Raw genomic sequence first — 17,794 nt, forward strand, 5'->3', positions numbered from 1 at the left:
TCTGTTGTAGGGTGTCGGTGAGTACGCCCAGATGAATAATCTGACAGCTAACTGAAACACATCCAACCACAATAGCCACGGCGAAAAGCACCAGCCATAAGACTGACTTATAGGTTAAACTTGGTTGATTAGTATGACTGCAGCTTGCCATGAGATGAGAAAACAGTTCGGCTACGTGGTTTTCAAGCTTTGGACACTTCTCCCGACAGCTGTATATTAGCCTGCTTATTATCAAGTTATCTACAATGTGTGATCTAAATCACTTTTAAGCCAGAGTTAACAATCCCTCTCGCTAACAATCCACATAGAGCAAACTATGGAAAGATTAAAACGAATGTCAGTCTTTGCCAAAGTTGTTGAGTGCGGTTCCTTTACCGGTGCAGCACGGCAACTGGCAATGAGTGTTTCGTCGATAAGTCAGACAGTGTCAAAGTTGGAAACGGAGCTGAATGTTAAGTTACTTAACCGCAGTACCCGACGTATTGGTTTAACCGAGGCTGGCCGCATTTACTATCAAGGGTGTCGGCGCATGCTGCAGGAAGTGCAGGAAGTCCATGAACAGCTGTATGCATTTAACAATACGCCGACAGGAACGCTGCGGATCGGTTGCTCATCGACGATGGCGCAAAACGTGCTCGCCACCATGACCGCGGAGATGCTGAAAGAATACCCTGGGCTATCGGTTAATTTGGTCACTGGTATACCGGCACCGGACCTGATTGCTGATGGTTTGGATGTGGTGATTCGTGTCGGGGCTTTGCAAGATTCAGGGTTGTTTTCCCGCCGTCTGGGTTCCATGCCAATGGTGGTGTGCGCGGCCAAATCCTATCTCGCACAGTACGGCACGCCAGAGAAACCCTCGGATATGGTCAATTTCTCCTGGCTGGAATACAGTGTCAGGCCGGACAGTAATTTTGAATTGATTGCGCCGGAAGGTATTACCACACAGATATCCCCGCAGGGGCGTTTTGTGACCAATGACTCGCAAACCATGATCCGTTGGCTCAACGCTGGCGCGGGTATTGCCTATGCGCCATTAATGTGGGTCATTGAGGAGATTAAACGTGGTGAAGTGGAAGTGCTTTTCAAAAAATATCATTCTGATCCGCGCCCAGTTTATGCACTGTATACCGAGAAAGACAAAATGCCGCTCAAAGTCCAAGTCTGTATCGACTACTTAACCGAATACTTTAAGCGGGTTGCAGAGGTATATCAGGGCTACCGATAAGATGAGCATAGTTATTGGGTGCTCAATTCGACTTAAACTGAACACCCAAAATGCTGTATCTCTTCTTACGCGGTACCACCCACGGTGAGATTATCCAACTTCAGAGTCGGTTGGCCGACACCCACCGGTAGGCTTTGGCCTTCTTTGCCGCAAACCCCAACACCCTTATCCAGCGCCAGATCGTTGCCGACCATAGAAATCTGCTGCATCGCTTCAATACCCGAGCCAATCAAAGTGGCACCTTTCACCGCATGGGTGATTTTGCCTTTTTCAATTAAGTAAGCTTCAGAAGTAGAGAAGACAAACTTGCCGGAGGTTATATCCACCTGACCGCCACCAAAATTAGGCGCATAAAGGCCATATTCCACACTGGCGATGATCTCTTCTGGCGTGGATTTACCGGCCAGCATATAAGTATTGGTCATGCGCGGCATCGGCAAATGTGCATAAGATTCACGGCGACCATTGCCGGTTGGTGCCACACCCATCAGGCGGGCATTGAGCTTATCCTGCATATAACCTTTCAGAATACCGTTTTCAATCAGCACGTTATATTGGCCAGGCACCCCTTCATCGTCGATGGCAAGAGAGCCACGGCGACCTTGCATGGTACCGTCATCAACCACGGTACACAGCTCAGAAGCCACTAACTTACCCATTTGCCCGCTGAATACGGAGCTACCACGACGGTTGAAATCACCTTCCAGTCCATGGCCAACGGCTTCGTGCAGCAACACGCCCGGCCAACCGGCCCCTAATACCACTGGCATGGCACCGGCCGGTGCTGCAATGGCAGACAAATTCACTAATGCCATTCTGACGGCTTCATTAGCAAAATTATCGGCACGCACTTCACCGTCAACCATCTCCAGGAAGTAGTCATAGCCAAAACGGCCGCCACCACCACTGGCACCGCGTTCGCGTTTGCCATTCTCTTCAACCAATACACTGACCGACAGGCGCACCAGTGGGCGCACATCTGCCGCTAGCGTACCATCAGTGGCTGCGACTAGAATCTGCTCATACACACCGGTCAGACTGGCACTCACCTCCTGCACTCGCTGGTCGGCAGCACGAGCCACTTTGTCTACCCGGTGCAGCAGTGCAATTTTGTCTTCTCGAGAGAGGCTTTGCAGTGGGTCGAGTAATGGATACAGCGCCTTATGGCTAATTTCACCCAAGGTATGCACTTTACCGTTGCCGCTATCACGCACAATGCTGCGCGCAGCATGGGCACTTTGCTGTAAAGCATTCAGGGTTATCTGGTCTGCATAGGCAAAACCGGTCTTTTCACCACTGACCGCCCGCACCCCTACACCCTGATCAATATTGTAAGAGCCATCTTTAATGATGCTGTCTTCCAACACCCAGGCCTCGTGGTAGCTGGACTGGAAATACAGGTCAGCATAATCGAGGCGGCGCTCTGCCAACTGCCCCAATACTGAGAACAAGTCCTGATGGTTCAGCTTGTTAGCAGCGAGTAACTGCTCACTGACAAACGAGAGGCTCATAGTTTTCACTCTTTATTTAGATGATTATCATGAAGTAGATGATAGCTTATTCGATGGCGGCACCAGCGACGCAAGGAAGCGATTATGCTGCAATACCGGCATCTGGTTACGAATAGTCTTCAAACCTGTGGTTTCAATTTTGACTTTTAAAGCAGCAACCGCATCTGGGTTTTGCCCAATAATTTTACCCCAGGCATCAACCGCCATGGTATGGCCCCAAGTCCGGCGAGTGGCACCATGACGCCCCACCTGTGCTGCGGCTAATATCACGCACTGATTTTCAATCGCCCGTGCGCGCAATAAAATTTCCCAGTGAGCTTCACCCGTGACTTTGGTAAAGGCCGAAGGTACTGAAATAATCTCTGCACCCTGCGCACGCAAAGCCTGGAACAAACCGGGGAAACGCAGATCATAGCAAATCGTCATACCAAGGCGGCCCACAGGCGTATCAACTACCGTCAATTGCTGGCCCGGCTGATAAGTATCAGACTCACGGTAATGGCTATGAAGGTCATTTATATCCACATCAAACATATGGATTTTATCGTAGCGGGCTTTAAGCTCACCCTGATCATCAAACAGCAAGCTGCTGGTGGTGATAAGGTCCGGCGATTCACGGCTGATCAGCGGCATCGAGCCTACTTGGATCCAGACCCCGTATCTACGCGCCATCTCACGCACTTCCTGCTGCAATGGCCCATCGTTGTGCTGTTCGGCATGGTGGCGATATGAGGCGGCATTAGCAAATAACAAGGCATTTTCCGGCGTCATAACCAGTTGAATACCTGAGTTTAACTGTTTGATCTGCTGCTCAATTTGAGCCAGATTGTCACGGGTATTTTCACCGCTACATAACTGTAATAATGCGACATTGGCATTTTTCATGGCGCCTTACTCTCCTTTAGCTGGCGTAATACTTCATGGATGGCTGGTTGATCCAGGCTACCGGTAATCTGATAGCGAATCAGCGAGACCTTACTCCATAACGGCCCTAAAATCTTGGAGGCAGCAAATACTGCCGCCCCCACCACCGGGTTAATCGCGAAAGCCGTTGCGACACCGACAGTGGCTGAAATTTCTGGGGTGATGACCGCTTCCATGGCTATCTGGCGTCTCACCAAATCAACATTTCCGCTCATGGCAATATCGGCCGCCAACCCATCAATCACTAAATCACTGGTATGCATCACGCCATTTTTGATATTGGCGCTGCCGCGAATAGAATCAAACGCGAAGTCACGACTAAACGTATCACTAAAATCGAGTTGGAGCTTACGTAATAGTGCGTCAAAACTCACTAAGCGCAATAACTGGCCCGCACGGCCACCACCAAGGTCAGTGAGTAACCCGCGACCCAGCCGGCTCTTTAACGTCCCATTTAGGCTATCAATTTGTGGTTGCCACGGGACGCCGCGCCAATGTACGTCAGCATTGATATCAAATGAAGCGTCTTTAATTGGGGTTATCAGGCCAAAAAACGAGAGAGTTTCATCTATTTTTGGCCCACTCAATGCAACATTAAGCGAAGTTTTGTCACCCAAATGGTCTTGTTGCCACTGCCCGGAAATCTTCGCCCGCCCATTACCGGCTTCAATCAACCCATTCGACAGCGTCAGCACCGAACCTTTAGGGGTGAGATCCGCGTTCACCCGCCCGACATTTTGCCCCAAAATCCAACAAGCTTTACATCGCAGTTGCAAAGCAGGCCAATTATTGAATGAGATAGCACTAGGGCTTTGCGGCTCCTGCAATGCCGCTTTTGCCAGCGGGTCATTCTTCTCACTCCCCGCCCATTGCGGATTGTAATAGAGGTAATCAATATCGGCATGCCATGGCCCACTGTCAGACATCAACAGACTACCATCCACTTCTTGCCCCTTGGCCGTGACTTTGGTACCTGCCAGTAAAGGTTCTAGCTGTAATGTCAGGTCATGCCAGGCTTGACCGCCGATTAGCAACTGCGGCGTTTGTAATATCAGCCGATTAGGGAAAATGACATTGGAGGTGTTCCCTTGCATTTTGGGCTGAACGCCCGAGGCAAAAGGCGCACTCCCGGCTGAAAATTCAGGGGCCAGCAACGTCAGCCAGCGCTCACCATCCAAATTAGGCAGCTTGAGGACTAGCCCTTTATCATCCGGTAATGACGGGATTTTTTTGCTATCGGTTTGCCAGATAGCCCGCGCCAGCTCCACCTGATCCTTTTGCAGCAGCCACTGACTATTAAACGTATTATTGCCACCGGCGCTACCCGACAGTGTAAAGTTATCCAGCCCACCGACCACTTTGACCTGCAATGGTAAGCTTTGACCGCTGGCTTTATCGAGCGGTGAAGGTAAGTGACTGCTCACTTTCTTAAGATCAGCCGTGACATCAATTTTGTAATCCGGCTTACCGTTTTTAGGCAACTGCACGGCAACTTTACCTTGCCAGTTGGCGCTACCACTCAGCAATTTAGCCACATCGTCCGGTACACCAGGCAATTTAGCTGGCAGCCAGTCGCCGTGTAACCCGACGTTTACCAAAAAGTTCTTAGGTTGTTCTTCGGTAGTAAAATCAACCGTTAACGGCTGCCCGAACCAGTTGGCTGACAGAGTATCACTATCCAGATTGCCATTATTGAAGCGGAATTTACCGCTGATATTTTCCAATTGGCTTTGTAATGGCTGGACCAACAGGCTGTTATTCTTCAACGTCACTTCACCGCTGGCATGAGTAATGCGGTTCTCTTCCAAGGGGATATCAAGGTGTAAGCGCCCACTAACTTTACCGCCCACCTGCAACTGTTCAAGTGTCTCAGCCACCGAATCATTGAGTGGTGTCTTGGTAAAGTAGTCATGGACATCACGCCCTTCGCCAGCCACTTCGGCATCGACATACAGTTTCTCTTTCAGATAATCCGGAATGATGGCGCTGATATTGCTGCCGGTGACCTTGCCCAACATGGCATGAGGCGCATTCATCCACAGACCTTCATTGAGGAAATCGAGGTCGATAGCTAAATTCTCTAATGCAGGCCAATCTGGCTGGAATGCAAAAGTCGCGTTACGTAGCGGCACATAGACTTGGAACTGGCCCTCTTTATGTTTATAAGGAAAATCATGAGGATTGCCGTTATAAATCAGCGTGGCATTATCCACTTGCCCACCCTGTAACGCCTCGGTCAGATAATCAGCCAGTTTATTGCCCATTAATGGCACGGGGAAATAGCGCCAGGCGTCGGTTGCATCATACAGGCGAATACCAGTCAGAATCTTAAGCCACGGTTGCCCTTTATCCGGTTGCATATAGCGGAAACTGCCATTGCCCCACAAGGATTTCGCCCTGACATCTAGCTGGTCGCTCCAGAGTTCCCAACCGTTATCATCAACCTGCCAGTTTACCGTGCCGCTGGCCTGACTCACCTCTAATGGGGCGCGGAACATCTCACCATAAGGCAATGTACTGTCTTTAAGATTGATATCCAGCTGCCCAAGCTCAGCAGTACCGCTCAACACACCCGCAAAGTTATTCACGCCAGGCAGCAAATCCCAATGCTGCCAGCTGATATTGTGCCATTTAGCTTGGAAACGTGTTCTTTGCAGTTGGTTGATAGGAATATCCAATGCGAGGGCATCGACAATCCCCTGCGGCCGTAAATCAGCCCAGCGTTTCATCAACTCAGGTGTAAAAAGTGACAGGGTTGGCAATAGCGGCCCAACACGTTCGAGCTGAATATTGGTGGCGCGAATACGTAATTCTTGGGATTGGTCTGGGCCGATGAATTGTGTATTTTCAGGTAGCCACAAAGCTGACAAGTGGCCTTTCGGCCAAGCCTGGCCATCCGTTTTGAGGCTCAACTCTGGCGCATCAATTTGCCAGCCATTGCCCTGACGGCGGCCTTCCAGTACAAAGTTATCCACTGCTAGCTGATGGGATTGCTCACCCACCGTCCAGTTAGCCTGCCCCTGACTGAGCAGAACATTGCCACTGTAGATTTCACCACTTTTAATGCTTAGCCAAGCGGCCAGACTGAATTCGGCACTGTCCAACCCGGTATTATTGTGCAACCAGCGGCTAATCCAAGGTTTCAGGTCGATATTGTCGGCCTGCATATAAACCGTGCCATTATTTAAAATGCCTTGATTATCATGTAGATCTATACGCACCATCACCACACCATGCTGGCCATTGATGGTCGAAAGGCTGATTTGACCTTCAGCGCGGTGCCGGCTAGGGGAGTTAAGCCAGGTCAGTTGTGGGATCTCTAATTCGGCACGTGGGCCTGATGGGGTCAAAAATGAAATGCGGCTGTTGCGCAGGTCAAAATGGTCTAATTGACGTAAGAAGATATCGGTAATGTTGCTGGCTTCAAGGCTACTGTTATTGCTCTGCTGCCTATCCAGTGTGGTGTGCAGGTCCAGCTGTAACTGATAAAAGGTCATATCACGGAATTGCCAGCGCCAATGCAGCAAGGATTGCCAGACATCGAGCGCAAGAGTCACCCGTTGCACCTGCCAGTCGGCTTTCGGCAATTGAGCTCGAATATCACGCAATTCCAACGTCGGACCAAAGGTTTCCCACGTCCCTTGCATGAACCCCACTTCCAATGGGATACCGCTAATGGACTGAACCTTGGTCACGATTTGCGAACGATAGTCGTTGATGAGAGGCAGCATCATGCGTAGCCCACTGACCAACAGTGCCACCACAACAATTATTGTGGCGCCTGTCGCAAACATTATCCTGGGCAGTCGCCTCACACTTCTCTCCTCGCCATCCCTGTAAGGCCGGGAGGCACTTACATCATCACCACATCAAACTGTTCTTGGTTATACAGTGGCTCAATCTGAACTTTCACCTGCTTACCGACGAAAATTTCCACTTCAGCCAGTGCGTGAGACTCTTCGCCTTTCAGCGCCTCACCGACAGCTGGAGAAGCATAGACCAAGAAGCGGTCAGAATCATAAGCATGGTGAACACGAACAATTTCACGCAAGATTTCATAGCACACGGTTTCGACCGATTTGACGGTGCCACGGCCACGACAGGTTGGGCATTCGTTGCATAGCACATGCTCGATGCTTTCCCGCGTGCGCTTGCGCGTCATTTCCACTAAGCCTAGCTGAGAGAAACCGTTAATACTGGTTTTTACTCGATCTTTACTCAGTGCCTGCTCCAGTGAATGTAATACGCGCCGACGATGCTCTTCATTACTCATGTCGATGAAATCAATAATGATAATCCCACCCAGATTGCGCATCCGCAGTTGGCGGGCAATAGCCTGAGTCGCCTCAATATTGGTATTGAAAATGGTCTCGTCAAGATTACGATGCCCGACAAAAGCCCCAGTATTGATATCTACTGTGGTCATGGCTTCGGTCTGGTCAATAATCAGGTAACCGCCTGATTTTAACTCAACTTTGCGCTCCAGGGATCGCTGAATTTCATTTTCGACATCATAGAGATCGAAAATCGGCTGTTTACCGGCATACAGCTCCAACTTTTCAGTCATTTCTGGAATATATTCGCTGGTAAACTCCACCAGCAAATCATAGGTCAATTTGGAGTCAACGCGGATTTTATCCAGTGCCGCACCGGCAAAATCACGTAGCACGCGCTGCGCCAGAGCCATCTCGCCATACAATTTATATTTAGTGATATTGCGTTTTTTCCGCTCCTGAACCTTGGTCCACAAGCGTTTGAGGAAAGCGGCATCAGCAGCAAGTTCCTCTTCGCCAATTCCCTCGGCAGCCGTGCGAATAATAAAACCGCCCTGCTCATCACAGTACTCTGCCACGGTTTTTTTCAGGCGTTCACGTTCCGCTTCACTTTCTATACGCTGAGAAACCCCCACATGGGCGGCCCCTGGCATTAACACCAGATAACGGGAAGGAAGGGTGATATCGGTGGTCAAACGTGCGCCTTTAGTGCCGAGCGGGTCTTTTACCACCTGCACCATTAAATCCTGCCCCTGACGAACCAGTTCAGCAATATCGCGCACATTGAAGTTTTTCTGCTCATCCCCAGCCACGCATTCGGTGTGGGGCATGATATCGGAAGCATGGAGGAAAGCTGCCTTATCCAAACCGATATCCACAAAAGCCGCTTGCATGCCCGGTAAAACTCGGCTGACACGACCCTTATAGATATTGCCAACAATCCCTCTTTTGGCTTCACGTTCGATATGTATCTCTTGCAGGATGCCACCGTCAATGTAGGCAACCCGCGTTTCAGACGGTGTAATATTGACCAGTAATTCAGCTGTCATGTATTCCTCTCACATTACGTAGCGCAATGAAATTACTTAGTAATTCATGGGTTTCTACCAACGGCAATCCCACCACCGCATGATAACTGCCGGTAATGGACCTGACGAAACAACCACCTTTCCCCTGAATACCGTACGCGCCCGCTTTGTCCATGGGTTCACCGGTAGCAATATAGTCACTGATTTCCAACTGGGATAACACGCGGAATGTCACATCTGTCACAACCATGGCAGATAATACGTCTTGTCGGTCAGCCAGTGACACCGCGGTAATAACTTGATGTTGTTGGCCGGACAATGCGCTCAATATTTGTTGCGCATGTACTTTATCTCGTGGCTTTTCTAATACTTGCCCATTTAGCACCACGATAGTATCTGCCCCTAAAACAGGCAAATCCTGTGGTGCGACCCTTACCCCTGCCTGTGCTTTATCTTGTGCCAAACGCCGGACATATTCTTGTGCACTCTCTTCAGGACGGCGTTGCTCTTCAACCTCAGTTTTTAGCACCTCAAAAGGTACATCGAGCAAGGTTAGTAATTCACGGCGACGCGGAGAGCCAGAAGCGAGGTACAGGGCGGTCATGAGTCTTAAGTCCTTATTGCACCGCAAATTGGCGGCGAATTTTACGCATTAACAAAAATAGCCAAGGCCATAAAATGCCGTTGACTACACTACTCCAGAATACTTCAGGTCGGAATGAGACATTACTGACTAAAAACTCGGACCAGAACACCACCACATCCATCGTCAGCGAAAGCAGCATCACAATGAGTGCCTGCTGCCACAATGCCATATTGCGGAATAGTTGAAATTTAAACGCCACCAGATAAGCGATAATGCTAAGCGCCAGAGCCCGGACCCCGAGTGTTGACCCCAAAATGAGGTCCATAATCAGCCCGAGAATAAAGCCAGTGCCAACATTCACCCGATGCGGTAATGCCATCACCCAATAAATTAAGACTAATGCCAGCCATGAAGGCCGGAACATATAAATCTGTTCAGGCCACGGCATAATTTGCAGCACCATGGCAATTAGGAAGGACAACCAGATAACCCAACGGCCATTGCTGCTGTAACGGTTCATGGTGATACTCCCGGAGCAGTCACTGCTGGTGGTGTTGTCGCCACAGGTGGCGCCGGTGGCCCCATAGCATCTGCGGCTGGCAATACTTGCGACATCATGGGAGCCAAGCGTTCATTTGCCACTCGGCGAACTTCATCTGGTGGCAACGGGATATCGCCATTACGATCAGCGCCCCACAAGAGCAACAGATAACGTAGGCGCTGCAAGTCGGCAGTTGGGTGGGCTTGAATCACCGTATAAGCACGCTGGTTGTCAACTTTGACCGACGAAACCACAGCAACAGGATAGCCTTCAGGGAAACGCCCCCCCAAGCCGGACGTCACTAATACATCGCCGACACGAATATCTGTATTGCTAGGCAAGTGCTCTAATAATAAGTCATCAGTACAACCACTACCGGCAGCAATGACCCGAATATCATTTCGCAGTACCTGAATAGGTAGCGCGTGGGAAGTATCGCAAATCAGTAATACACGGCTGGTTAATTTACTCACCGCAACCACCTGACCTACGACGCCACGGTCACTGATAACCGGCTGGCCTTCGTACACACCATTGTTAGAGCCTTTATCGATAACCACTTGGTCACTATATGGATCTGTCCCGCTGGACATCACCTGAGTAACCATTTTCTGTTCATCCTGACGCAGCGGAGATCCGAGCAATTCACGTAAGCGGTTATTTTCCTGCTTAAATTGCCCAAGTAACTGGAGATCAGTATTTTTCAGCAGCAGTTCTTGGCGCAATGCACGATTTTCCAGCTCCAATTGTTGATGGGTAGCCAGAGTTTCAGAAACATTGTCGAGAACTTTTCGTGGCCCGTTGGCCAGAAAATAGAAAGGGCTAACGGCGGTGTCCATATAAGTACGTATTTTAACAAATGTACCTAATCGACTATCCGCTATAACTAAAATAATGGCTGCAAGAACGGCAAAAAATAACCGCAGTTGCAGGGATGGACCCCGGCTAAAAATCGGCTTCATAAATTATGGGTATTCCTTGACGGCATGAAGGAGGAAGCGCCAAATCTGAATCACCCTGTCGTACTTGACGTTACAGCAGATGATGGCGACTCACCCGAATGACTGACTGATGTCAGCGCATTCGAATGTGCTTATTGCCTAGCTGTGACGCCAATAACTTCTTACCCTGGGTATCGATTTATACGACCGGCCCTTCTCCTTTTGGCTGACTATTCTTCGCTGAACAAATCGCCGCCATGCATGTCGATCATTTCCAGCGCTTTACCACCACCGCGGGCAACGCAGGTCAATGGATCTTCTGCCACCACCACCGGGATACCAGTCTCTTCCATCAGCAGGCGATCCAGGTTACGCAGCAATGCGCCACCACCGGTCAACACCATACCGCGTTCAGAGATGTCCGACGCCAGTTCTGGCGGACACTGTTCCAGCGCCACCATCACCGCACTGACAATACCGGTCAATGGTTCTTGCAGCGCTTCAAGGATCTCATTGGAATTCAGAGTAAAACCACGTGGTACACCTTCTGCAAGGTTACGGCCACGCACTTCAATTTCCAGAACTTCATCACCCGGATAAGCAGAACCGATGCTGTGTTTAATACGTTCAGCTGTTGCTTCACCAATCAATGAACCGTAGTTACGGCGCACATAATTAATGATAGCTTCATCAAAACGGTCACCACCGATACGTACGGAAGAAGAGTAAACCACACCGTTCAGAGAGATAACGGCCACTTCTGTGGTACCGCCACCAATATCCACAACCATTGAACCGGTTGCTTCAGAAACAGGTAAGCCTGCGCCAATTGCCGCAGCCATCGGTTCTTCAATCAGGAACACTTCACGAGCGCCTGCGCCCTGAGCAGATTCACGGATCGCACGGCGCTCAACCTGAGTTGCCCCGACCGGTACGCACACCAATACACGCGGACTTGGGCGCATAAAGCTGTTGCTGTGAACTTGCTTGATAAAGTGTTGCAGCATTTTTTCAGTGACAAAGAAGTCGGCGATAACACCATCTTTCATCGGACGAATAGCCGCGATATTGCCAGGGGTACGCCCCAGCATCTGTTTGGCATCATGGCCCACAGCCGCAACGCTCTTCGGTGAACCGGCACGATCCTGGCGAATAGCAACCACTGAAGGTTCATTCAGTACAATGCCTTGTCCTTTAACATATATAAGGGTATTGGCGGTACCCAAGTCGATGGACAAGTCGTTGGAAAACATGCCACGAAATTTCTTAAACATAACGAAAGGATAATCCTGCAAGCTGGGGGCGGAAAATAAAATCCGCCTACTTTACCAACCACACGAAGCAGCGACAAGGCGCAAAAACGTCCTGATTCGGTGAAAAAGTAGCTGCGTTATTGACATCTCGTTCCATTCAGAGCCCAGGTTGCTTGAAAAGGTTGAATAAACCCTCGACACAACACGGGTTCTGCGCAACGACCGGCGTAACACAGCACATAAAATCTAACATTTAACCTGATTCTCGTCGGAAGTAAGCGCCCACCAACGATTTACGGAAATGACTGACACATTCTACGTTAATTTTTGCTCAACGATCAGGCTAAACATGGCCCTAATACGAATATTTTTTCTTTCCAGGGTGTAAAAGCGTTGGCGGAGCAAAAAAATTGCCTTGACCACCGTAAACACCTTTCTCTTTCAGAGTTTGCCATTCTTCACGGGTCAGAACTTCTGCGGCGAAAACTTTCGCATGGGTTCCTGCACAAGCACCGGTCAGACTATCGACAAACAACTGATTTTCGTAACGTAAATTAATACTTCTTACCAATCCCGGATGAAGCTTGATCATTTCAACCCGTAGGGACTTAATATATGAGGTGCTTACCACCGTCAATCCGGCCTGTGACACCATAACTTTGCAGCCTACACCGAGTAGCAAACGCATCATCGGGCGGATTTGGCTGATATATTGACACACATCTGCCTCTGCAAGTTCAAAGATAATTCGCTCTCTATCAGATTTTCTACACTGTAGCAGTGTATCCCGCAGCCAGCGCTGGAAAGGACGTTGCAATAATGAAGCAACGCAGATAGAAAATGCCAGAGTTTCGTCCGGCCATAAAGCTAATAAAGGAATTATCCGATCAATTTTTTGACGATCGTAACGTTCGCCCAAACCGAACAATTGCACCAGTGGTATAAATTCAGCCGCTCGTAGCTCTTGTTCACCATCATATATACGGCTGATGATTTCACGATGGTGAATTTTTCCGTCAACCGTCACGACCGGTTTCTGATAAAGCCTAGGGCCACCGTTAGCCAGAGTCTGTTCCAGTAAAGTGCGCCACTTGACGCTACCGCGTCCTTTTTCTGATACTTGAGTATCGTAGACATACCAGCCATTCCCCCCATACATCGCCGCATTTTTGGTCGCTTGTCCAGCATTATCCATAATCTCATCAGCTGAATCGCCGCTGCGATAAGCCACAATGCCAATATGCAGTAATGACTCACGATCAATTACATGGGGGTCGGGCAGTGACCCCACGGCATGCACCAGTTGAGCCGCCATGACATCGGCATCTTTAAGCGTTTTATGCGGGAGTAATATAGCGATATCACTATGATGATAACGGGCTAACAATGCTGAGGGATGACGGGCAACAAATGTAGAAAGCAGGTTAATTAGCGAATGCATCAATTCTTGCACCTGCTGATGGTCATCAGTCTCAATTAAACCATCAAAATCAGGTAGCTGTACCATCATCACGACGCCGTGAGCTCCCGGTTCTTCCATTTGAGTCGTCAATTGATTATCAAAAAACTGGCGGTTACTGAAGCCAGTTTTGGCATCTTGGGCGGCAAAAGTCCGTATCAATGTATCAACACGATTACGCTCTTCCCTCACTTCGATTAATTCTGCCAATAGATGGTCAATGGCACGGCTGGCACAAGGTGGCCATTCATGGCCTTCGCTACGAATGGCATGTTCACGCTCGCCATTAAGGATTCGTTTCGCTCGCCACTCAAGCTTCTCTTGGCCTGCAGTTTGTTCACGCAGCCAACGGAAACTTAATAACAGTGTCATCGCGATCACCATGACCACCAATGACAAAATAGCCGCGGCATACAGGGAACGAGCATAACTGCTTAAGGGGTCGATATAGGTGAAATGCATTGAGGCTCCCGGTTGATGCAGCATCGGGACAGCCAGATTACGGTAACGGCTTTGGCTATTCCATGGTGCATAAATAGCGGGGAGCTTAAGATGATAAAGCGTGCTGTTTTCATTCTGGATGCTGACCTCCAACACACCCAGAGCCCGCATCATGAAAGGCAACCATTCACGTTCTTTATCAGCAGGTTGCTGCAGCAATGACTGATCATAAGCAGTCACAATACCTTGGAGGCGATGCTCCATTTTTTTCTGACATAGATAGAAGAAGCTCGCAGTGCTACCCAGTAACACCAGACACATAGCCACGACGACCAGCAGTGTCATAAACACAGATAATTTGGTTGTAAATCGCATCCCTTAGCCTTGCGAAGCGCAATTAAGTGAAAAACATGCCTCAGTTCCCTCGAGGAAAACACTATATGACAGAAAGGCACCATAATACTGATTTTTTACTTCATAATGCGACAAAAACGTAATAACTCAGCCTTTTTCCCTGAAGTTTGGTTAACTCTTCTTCAAGGATAGTCAGGGTCAGGATCAATAGCCTGATTTTTGTTTTTGATCAGACTAGAAGGTTGATGTTGTCGCTATATTGGCTCACTCTTAACTCATACTTCTTTTGAATTTTTGGAGTACTACATGCGAGCGCTGGTTCTTGAGCAAACTGAAGGTCGTACTACCGCAGAAGTGCGTGAAATATCGCCGTCACAACTCCCTGCCGGTAATGTCACCGTTGATGTCAATTGGTCTAGCCTGAATTATAAAGATGCACTGGCCATCACGGGGAAAGGGAAAATTATTCGCGAATTCCCTATGGTCCCAGGTATTGATTTTGCGGGCACTGTCCACTGCAGCGAAGATCCGCGTTTCCATGTTGGTCAATCCGTGTTGCTGACTGGCTGGGGAGTCGGCGAAAACCATTGGGGCGGTTTGGCGGAACAGGCCCGAGTGAATGGCGACTGGCTGGTACCTATGCCCGAAGGGCTAGAACCTCGCAAAGCGATGATTATTGGCACGGCTGGCTTCACGGCGATGTTGTGCGTCATGGCATTGGAAGAAGGTGGCGTGACACCAGAAAGCGGTGAAGTGGTCGTGAGTGGGGCCAGCGGGGGGGTGGGGAGCACCGCGATTGCCTTACTTTCAGCACTGGGTTATAAAATTGCGGCTATTTCTGGCCGTGACAGTAACAGCGAATACCTGAAAAGTCTGGGTGCTCACCGAGTGTTATCCCGTAATGATTATCTTGATGCTTCACGTCCCCTGGAGAAACAGCTGTGGGCTGGCGCAATAGATACTGTGGGTGACAAAATGCTGGCTAAAATCCTGGCGCAAATGAATTACAACAGTACAGTTGCCGCTTGTGGCCTGGCGGGCGGCTATACGCTACCCACTACCGTTATGCCATTTATTCTGCGTAATGTGCGCTTGCAAGGTGTGGATTCAGTCATGACACCACAACAAAGGCGCCTGCAAGCCTGGCAACGGCTACAGAAGATTCTACCTGAAAGCTTCTATCATCAAGCATCGCACTCCATCACATTGGCAGATGCACCCGCTATTGCCGAGCGCTTACTGGCAAACGATGTTACCGGTAGAACGTTGGTTAAAGTACGCTGATAATCTAATCAATAAACAGGGAATGAAACCCCCTGTTTCATCTGGCAACAATCAGAAATATGATATTTTCCTTTGTTTACTCGCACTTATTCTCATAACCCGCCATGATTATTACTATCAAAAGTGGCTCTCCAGCCTGACGGAGTAATGTTATGAGCAAGTTTTTATTCAATCCCAAGAGCAACGCTTCCAGCACTTATAATGTGCCGCGCAAACTGACTGAAGCTGATGTGACTCCTGAGAGCATTTTTTATCAGCGCCGCAAGGTATTGCAAGCCCTCGGCATTACTGCTGCGTCGCTCGCGCTACCGACATCTGCACAAGCCGATTTGTTAGCATGGTTTAAAGGTAATGACCGCCCCAAAGCCCCATCGGGCAAGCCTCTGGATTTCACCAAATCAACGGTTTACCACCCAGATTTGGCGATGACACCGGAAGATAAAGTCACCGGATACAATAACTTCTATGAATTCGGCCTGGATAAAGCCGACCCTGCTGCCAATGCCGGTACGCTGAAAACCGAAGGCTGGCAGATAAAAATCGACGGCGACGTTGCGAAACCGATGACCCTCGATATTGATGACCTGATAAAGCGCTTTCCTCTGGAGGAACGCATCTATCGCATGCGCTGCGTAGAAGCTTGGTCAATGGTGGTACCGTGGATTGGGTTCGAGTTGGGGAAATTGCTAAAACTGGTTGAACCGACCAGTAATGCTCGCTACGTCGCGTTTCAAACACTTTATGCTCCAGATCAGATGCCAGGGCAAGAAGACCGCTTTATCGGTGGTGGTCTGAAATACCCTTATGTAGAGGGGCTACGACTGGACGAGGCCATGCATCCGTTGGCCTTTATGACCCTCGGTGTCTATGGCAAGGCTCTTCCCCCCCAAAATGGTGCGCCGCTACGGCTTATCACACCGTGGAAATATGGCTTTAAAGGAATAAAATCTATCGTCCATATTCGCCTGACCCATGAACAGCCCCCGACCACCTGGAACCTAAGTGCGCCCGACGAGTATGGTTTTTATGCCAATGTGAATCCACATGTGAACCACCCGCGCTGGTCCCAGGCGACTGAACGCTTTATCGGCTCCGGCGGTATCCTTGATGTGCAGCGCCAACCGACCCTGTTGTTTAATGGTTATGCCGATCAAGTCGCCTCCCTTTATCGTGGCTTGGATCTACGGGAGAATTTCTAATGCGGCTTAGCTTGCAGCAAGTTAAATGGCTAAAAGTCGCTATCTGGTTGGCAGCTTCCCTGCCTTTTCTGTGGTTGGTGTTATCTGTGGATCAAGGCTGGTTCAGTGCCGATCCCGCCAAAGACATTCAGCACTTTACTGGTCGTATGACCCTTAAACTATTATTGGCAACCCTTGTGGTTACGCCACTAGCCCGCTATGGCAAACAGCCGCTGTTGATCCGCTGTCGCCGGCTCTTGGGATTATGGTGTTTTGCCTGGGGAACATTGCATCTGGTTAGTTATTCGGTACTGGAGTTAGGGCTGAGCAATATTGGCCTATTGGGCCGCGAATTGGTCACCCGCCCCTACCTGACATTGGGCATCACTAGTTGGTTATTGTTACTGTCACTGGCCGTGACATCCACCTTGTGGGCACAACGAAAAATGGGAGCCAACTGGCAAAAGCTGCATAATTTGGTGTATGTTGTCGCCATTCTCGCGCCGATTCATTATCTTTGGTCGGTGAAAACTCTGTCACCCTTACCCATTATTTACGCCGTGGCAGCAGCCATATTATTGGCACTACGTTATAAAAAATTTCGGCAATGGTGCCGCTAAAAGTCGGCACTTATCCACGTTCTTCCCGTTCTATAGCCAAAGTTCTCGGTATTATCGGCGAACGTCAGTTATTCGAGTCAGCGAACACAGTTAACCTCCGTGCAGCACCAAGTACGGAGGACATAATTAGGTAGTTAACGCACAATTCGTATTCTTTTCTATTGAATATCTT

13 protein-coding genes are annotated in these 17,794 nt (G+C 49.3%); 4 read left to right on the plus strand and 9 right to left on the minus strand.

The window, feature by feature from the left end; genetic code table 11:
* Positions 1-316: 316 nt before the first annotated feature.
* The gene (gene aaeR / locus DJ58_RS11090; protein WP_004711000.1) at positions 317-1,228 is read left to right on the plus strand and encodes an HTH-type transcriptional activator AaeR; all 912 of its coding nucleotides are present in this window, start codon (positions 317-319) and stop codon (positions 1,226-1,228) included.
* Positions 1,229-1,293: 65 nt separating this feature from the next.
* On the opposite strand, the gene tldD is transcribed toward aaeR, so the two are convergent.
* From tldD to csrD, 9 genes are all read right to left on the minus strand, one after another.
* The gene (tldD, locus tag DJ58_RS11085; protein ID WP_004711001.1) at positions 1,294-2,739 is read right to left on the minus strand and encodes a metalloprotease TldD; all 1,446 of its coding nucleotides are present in this window, start codon (positions 2,737-2,739) and stop codon (positions 1,294-1,296) included.
* A gap of 27 nt (positions 2,740-2,766) precedes the next feature.
* Positions 2,767-3,624 (minus strand): deaminated glutathione amidase, encoded by an 858-nt coding sequence (nit1, locus tag DJ58_RS11080; RefSeq protein ID WP_032911557.1) that lies wholly within the window; start codon positions 3,622-3,624, stop codon positions 2,767-2,769.
* Positions 3,621-7,478 (minus strand): AsmA2 domain-containing protein YhdP, encoded by a 3,858-nt coding sequence (yhdP, locus tag DJ58_RS11075; protein WP_071985047.1) that lies wholly within the window; start codon positions 7,476-7,478, stop codon positions 3,621-3,623. The genes nit1 and yhdP overlap by 4 nt, the downstream gene beginning before the upstream one ends.
* Positions 7,479-7,516: 38 nt before the next feature.
* On the minus strand, positions 7,517-8,986 hold the full coding sequence (gene rng / locus DJ58_RS11070) for a ribonuclease G (protein WP_032911560.1): 1,470 nt from the start codon (positions 8,984-8,986) through the stop codon (positions 7,517-7,519).
* Positions 8,976-9,569, minus strand: coding sequence for a Maf family protein (locus DJ58_RS11065; protein ID WP_004711010.1), 594 nt, complete (start codon positions 9,567-9,569; stop codon positions 8,976-8,978). The genes rng and DJ58_RS11065 overlap by 11 nt, the downstream gene beginning before the upstream one ends.
* A 13-nt stretch (positions 9,570-9,582) precedes the next feature.
* Positions 9,583-10,071, minus strand: a complete 489-nt coding sequence (gene mreD / locus DJ58_RS11060; protein ID WP_032911561.1) for a rod shape-determining protein MreD — start codon at positions 10,069-10,071, stop codon at positions 9,583-9,585.
* A complete protein-coding gene (gene mreC / locus DJ58_RS11055) occupies positions 10,068-11,054 on the minus strand; it encodes a rod shape-determining protein MreC (RefSeq protein ID WP_032911562.1) in 987 nt (328 codons plus the stop codon). Before mreC ends, mreD begins: the two co-directional genes overlap by 4 nt.
* 209 nt (positions 11,055-11,263) lie before the next feature.
* Positions 11,264-12,307, minus strand: a complete 1,044-nt coding sequence (gene mreB / locus DJ58_RS11050) for a rod shape-determining protein MreB (protein ID WP_002228205.1) — start codon at positions 12,305-12,307, stop codon at positions 11,264-11,266.
* A gap of 334 nt (positions 12,308-12,641) precedes the next feature.
* Positions 12,642-14,561: an RNase E specificity factor CsrD gene (gene csrD / locus DJ58_RS11045; protein WP_032911563.1), complete on the minus strand. Its 1,920-nt coding sequence runs from the start codon at positions 14,559-14,561 to the stop codon at positions 12,642-12,644.
* 285 nt (positions 14,562-14,846) lie between these two features.
* Between csrD and acuI the strand changes: the two genes are divergently transcribed.
* The 3 genes from acuI to msrQ all read left to right on the plus strand — a co-directional run bounded on the left by acuI (position 14,847) and on the right by msrQ (position 17,622).
* Positions 14,847-15,824, plus strand: a complete 978-nt coding sequence (acuI, locus tag DJ58_RS11040; protein ID WP_004711018.1) for an acrylyl-CoA reductase (NADPH) — start codon at positions 14,847-14,849, stop codon at positions 15,822-15,824.
* Between the two features lie 152 nt (positions 15,825-15,976).
* Complete coding sequence (msrP, locus tag DJ58_RS11035; RefSeq protein WP_004711021.1) at positions 15,977-17,023, plus strand: protein-methionine-sulfoxide reductase catalytic subunit MsrP; 1,047 nt, start codon at positions 15,977-15,979, stop codon at positions 17,021-17,023.
* Positions 17,023-17,622: a protein-methionine-sulfoxide reductase heme-binding subunit MsrQ gene (msrQ, locus tag DJ58_RS11030; protein WP_032911564.1), complete on the plus strand. Its 600-nt coding sequence runs from the start codon at positions 17,023-17,025 to the stop codon at positions 17,620-17,622. Before msrP ends, msrQ begins: the two co-directional genes overlap by 1 nt.
* The last annotated feature ends 172 nt before the right edge of the window (positions 17,623-17,794 follow it).

Source organism: Yersinia frederiksenii ATCC 33641, assembly GCF_000754805.1.
Taxonomy (GTDB): domain Bacteria; phylum Pseudomonadota; class Gammaproteobacteria; order Enterobacterales; family Enterobacteriaceae; genus Yersinia; species Yersinia frederiksenii.

Coding starts and splice junctions, on each gene's coding strand:
- mreC (WP_032911562.1), bottom strand. CDS start 11,054: ATGAAGCCGATTTTTAGCCGGGGTCCATCCCTGCAACTGCGGTTATTT.
- mreB (WP_002228205.1), bottom strand. CDS start 12,307: ATGTTTAAGAAATTTCGTGGCATGTTTTCCAACGACTTGTCCATCGAC.
- nit1 (WP_032911557.1), bottom strand. CDS start 3,624: ATGAAAAATGCCAATGTCGCATTATTACAGTTATGTAGCGGTGAAAAT.
- mreD (WP_032911561.1), bottom strand. CDS start 10,071: ATGAACCGTTACAGCAGCAATGGCCGTTGGGTTATCTGGTTGTCCTTC.
- DJ58_RS11065 (WP_004711010.1), bottom strand. CDS start 9,569: ATGACCGCCCTGTACCTCGCTTCTGGCTCTCCGCGTCGCCGTGAATTA.
- aaeR (WP_004711000.1), top strand. CDS start 317: ATGGAAAGATTAAAACGAATGTCAGTCTTTGCCAAAGTTGTTGAGTGC.
- csrD (WP_032911563.1), bottom strand. CDS start 14,561: ATGCGATTTACAACCAAATTATCTGTGTTTATGACACTGCTGGTCGTC.
- rng (WP_032911560.1), bottom strand. CDS start 8,986: ATGACAGCTGAATTACTGGTCAATATTACACCGTCTGAAACGCGGGTT.
- msrQ (WP_032911564.1), top strand. CDS start 17,023: ATGCGGCTTAGCTTGCAGCAAGTTAAATGGCTAAAAGTCGCTATCTGG.
- tldD (WP_004711001.1), bottom strand. CDS start 2,739: ATGAGCCTCTCGTTTGTCAGTGAGCAGTTACTCGCTGCTAACAAGCTG.
- acuI (WP_004711018.1), top strand. CDS start 14,847: ATGCGAGCGCTGGTTCTTGAGCAAACTGAAGGTCGTACTACCGCAGAA.
- msrP (WP_004711021.1), top strand. CDS start 15,977: ATGAGCAAGTTTTTATTCAATCCCAAGAGCAACGCTTCCAGCACTTAT.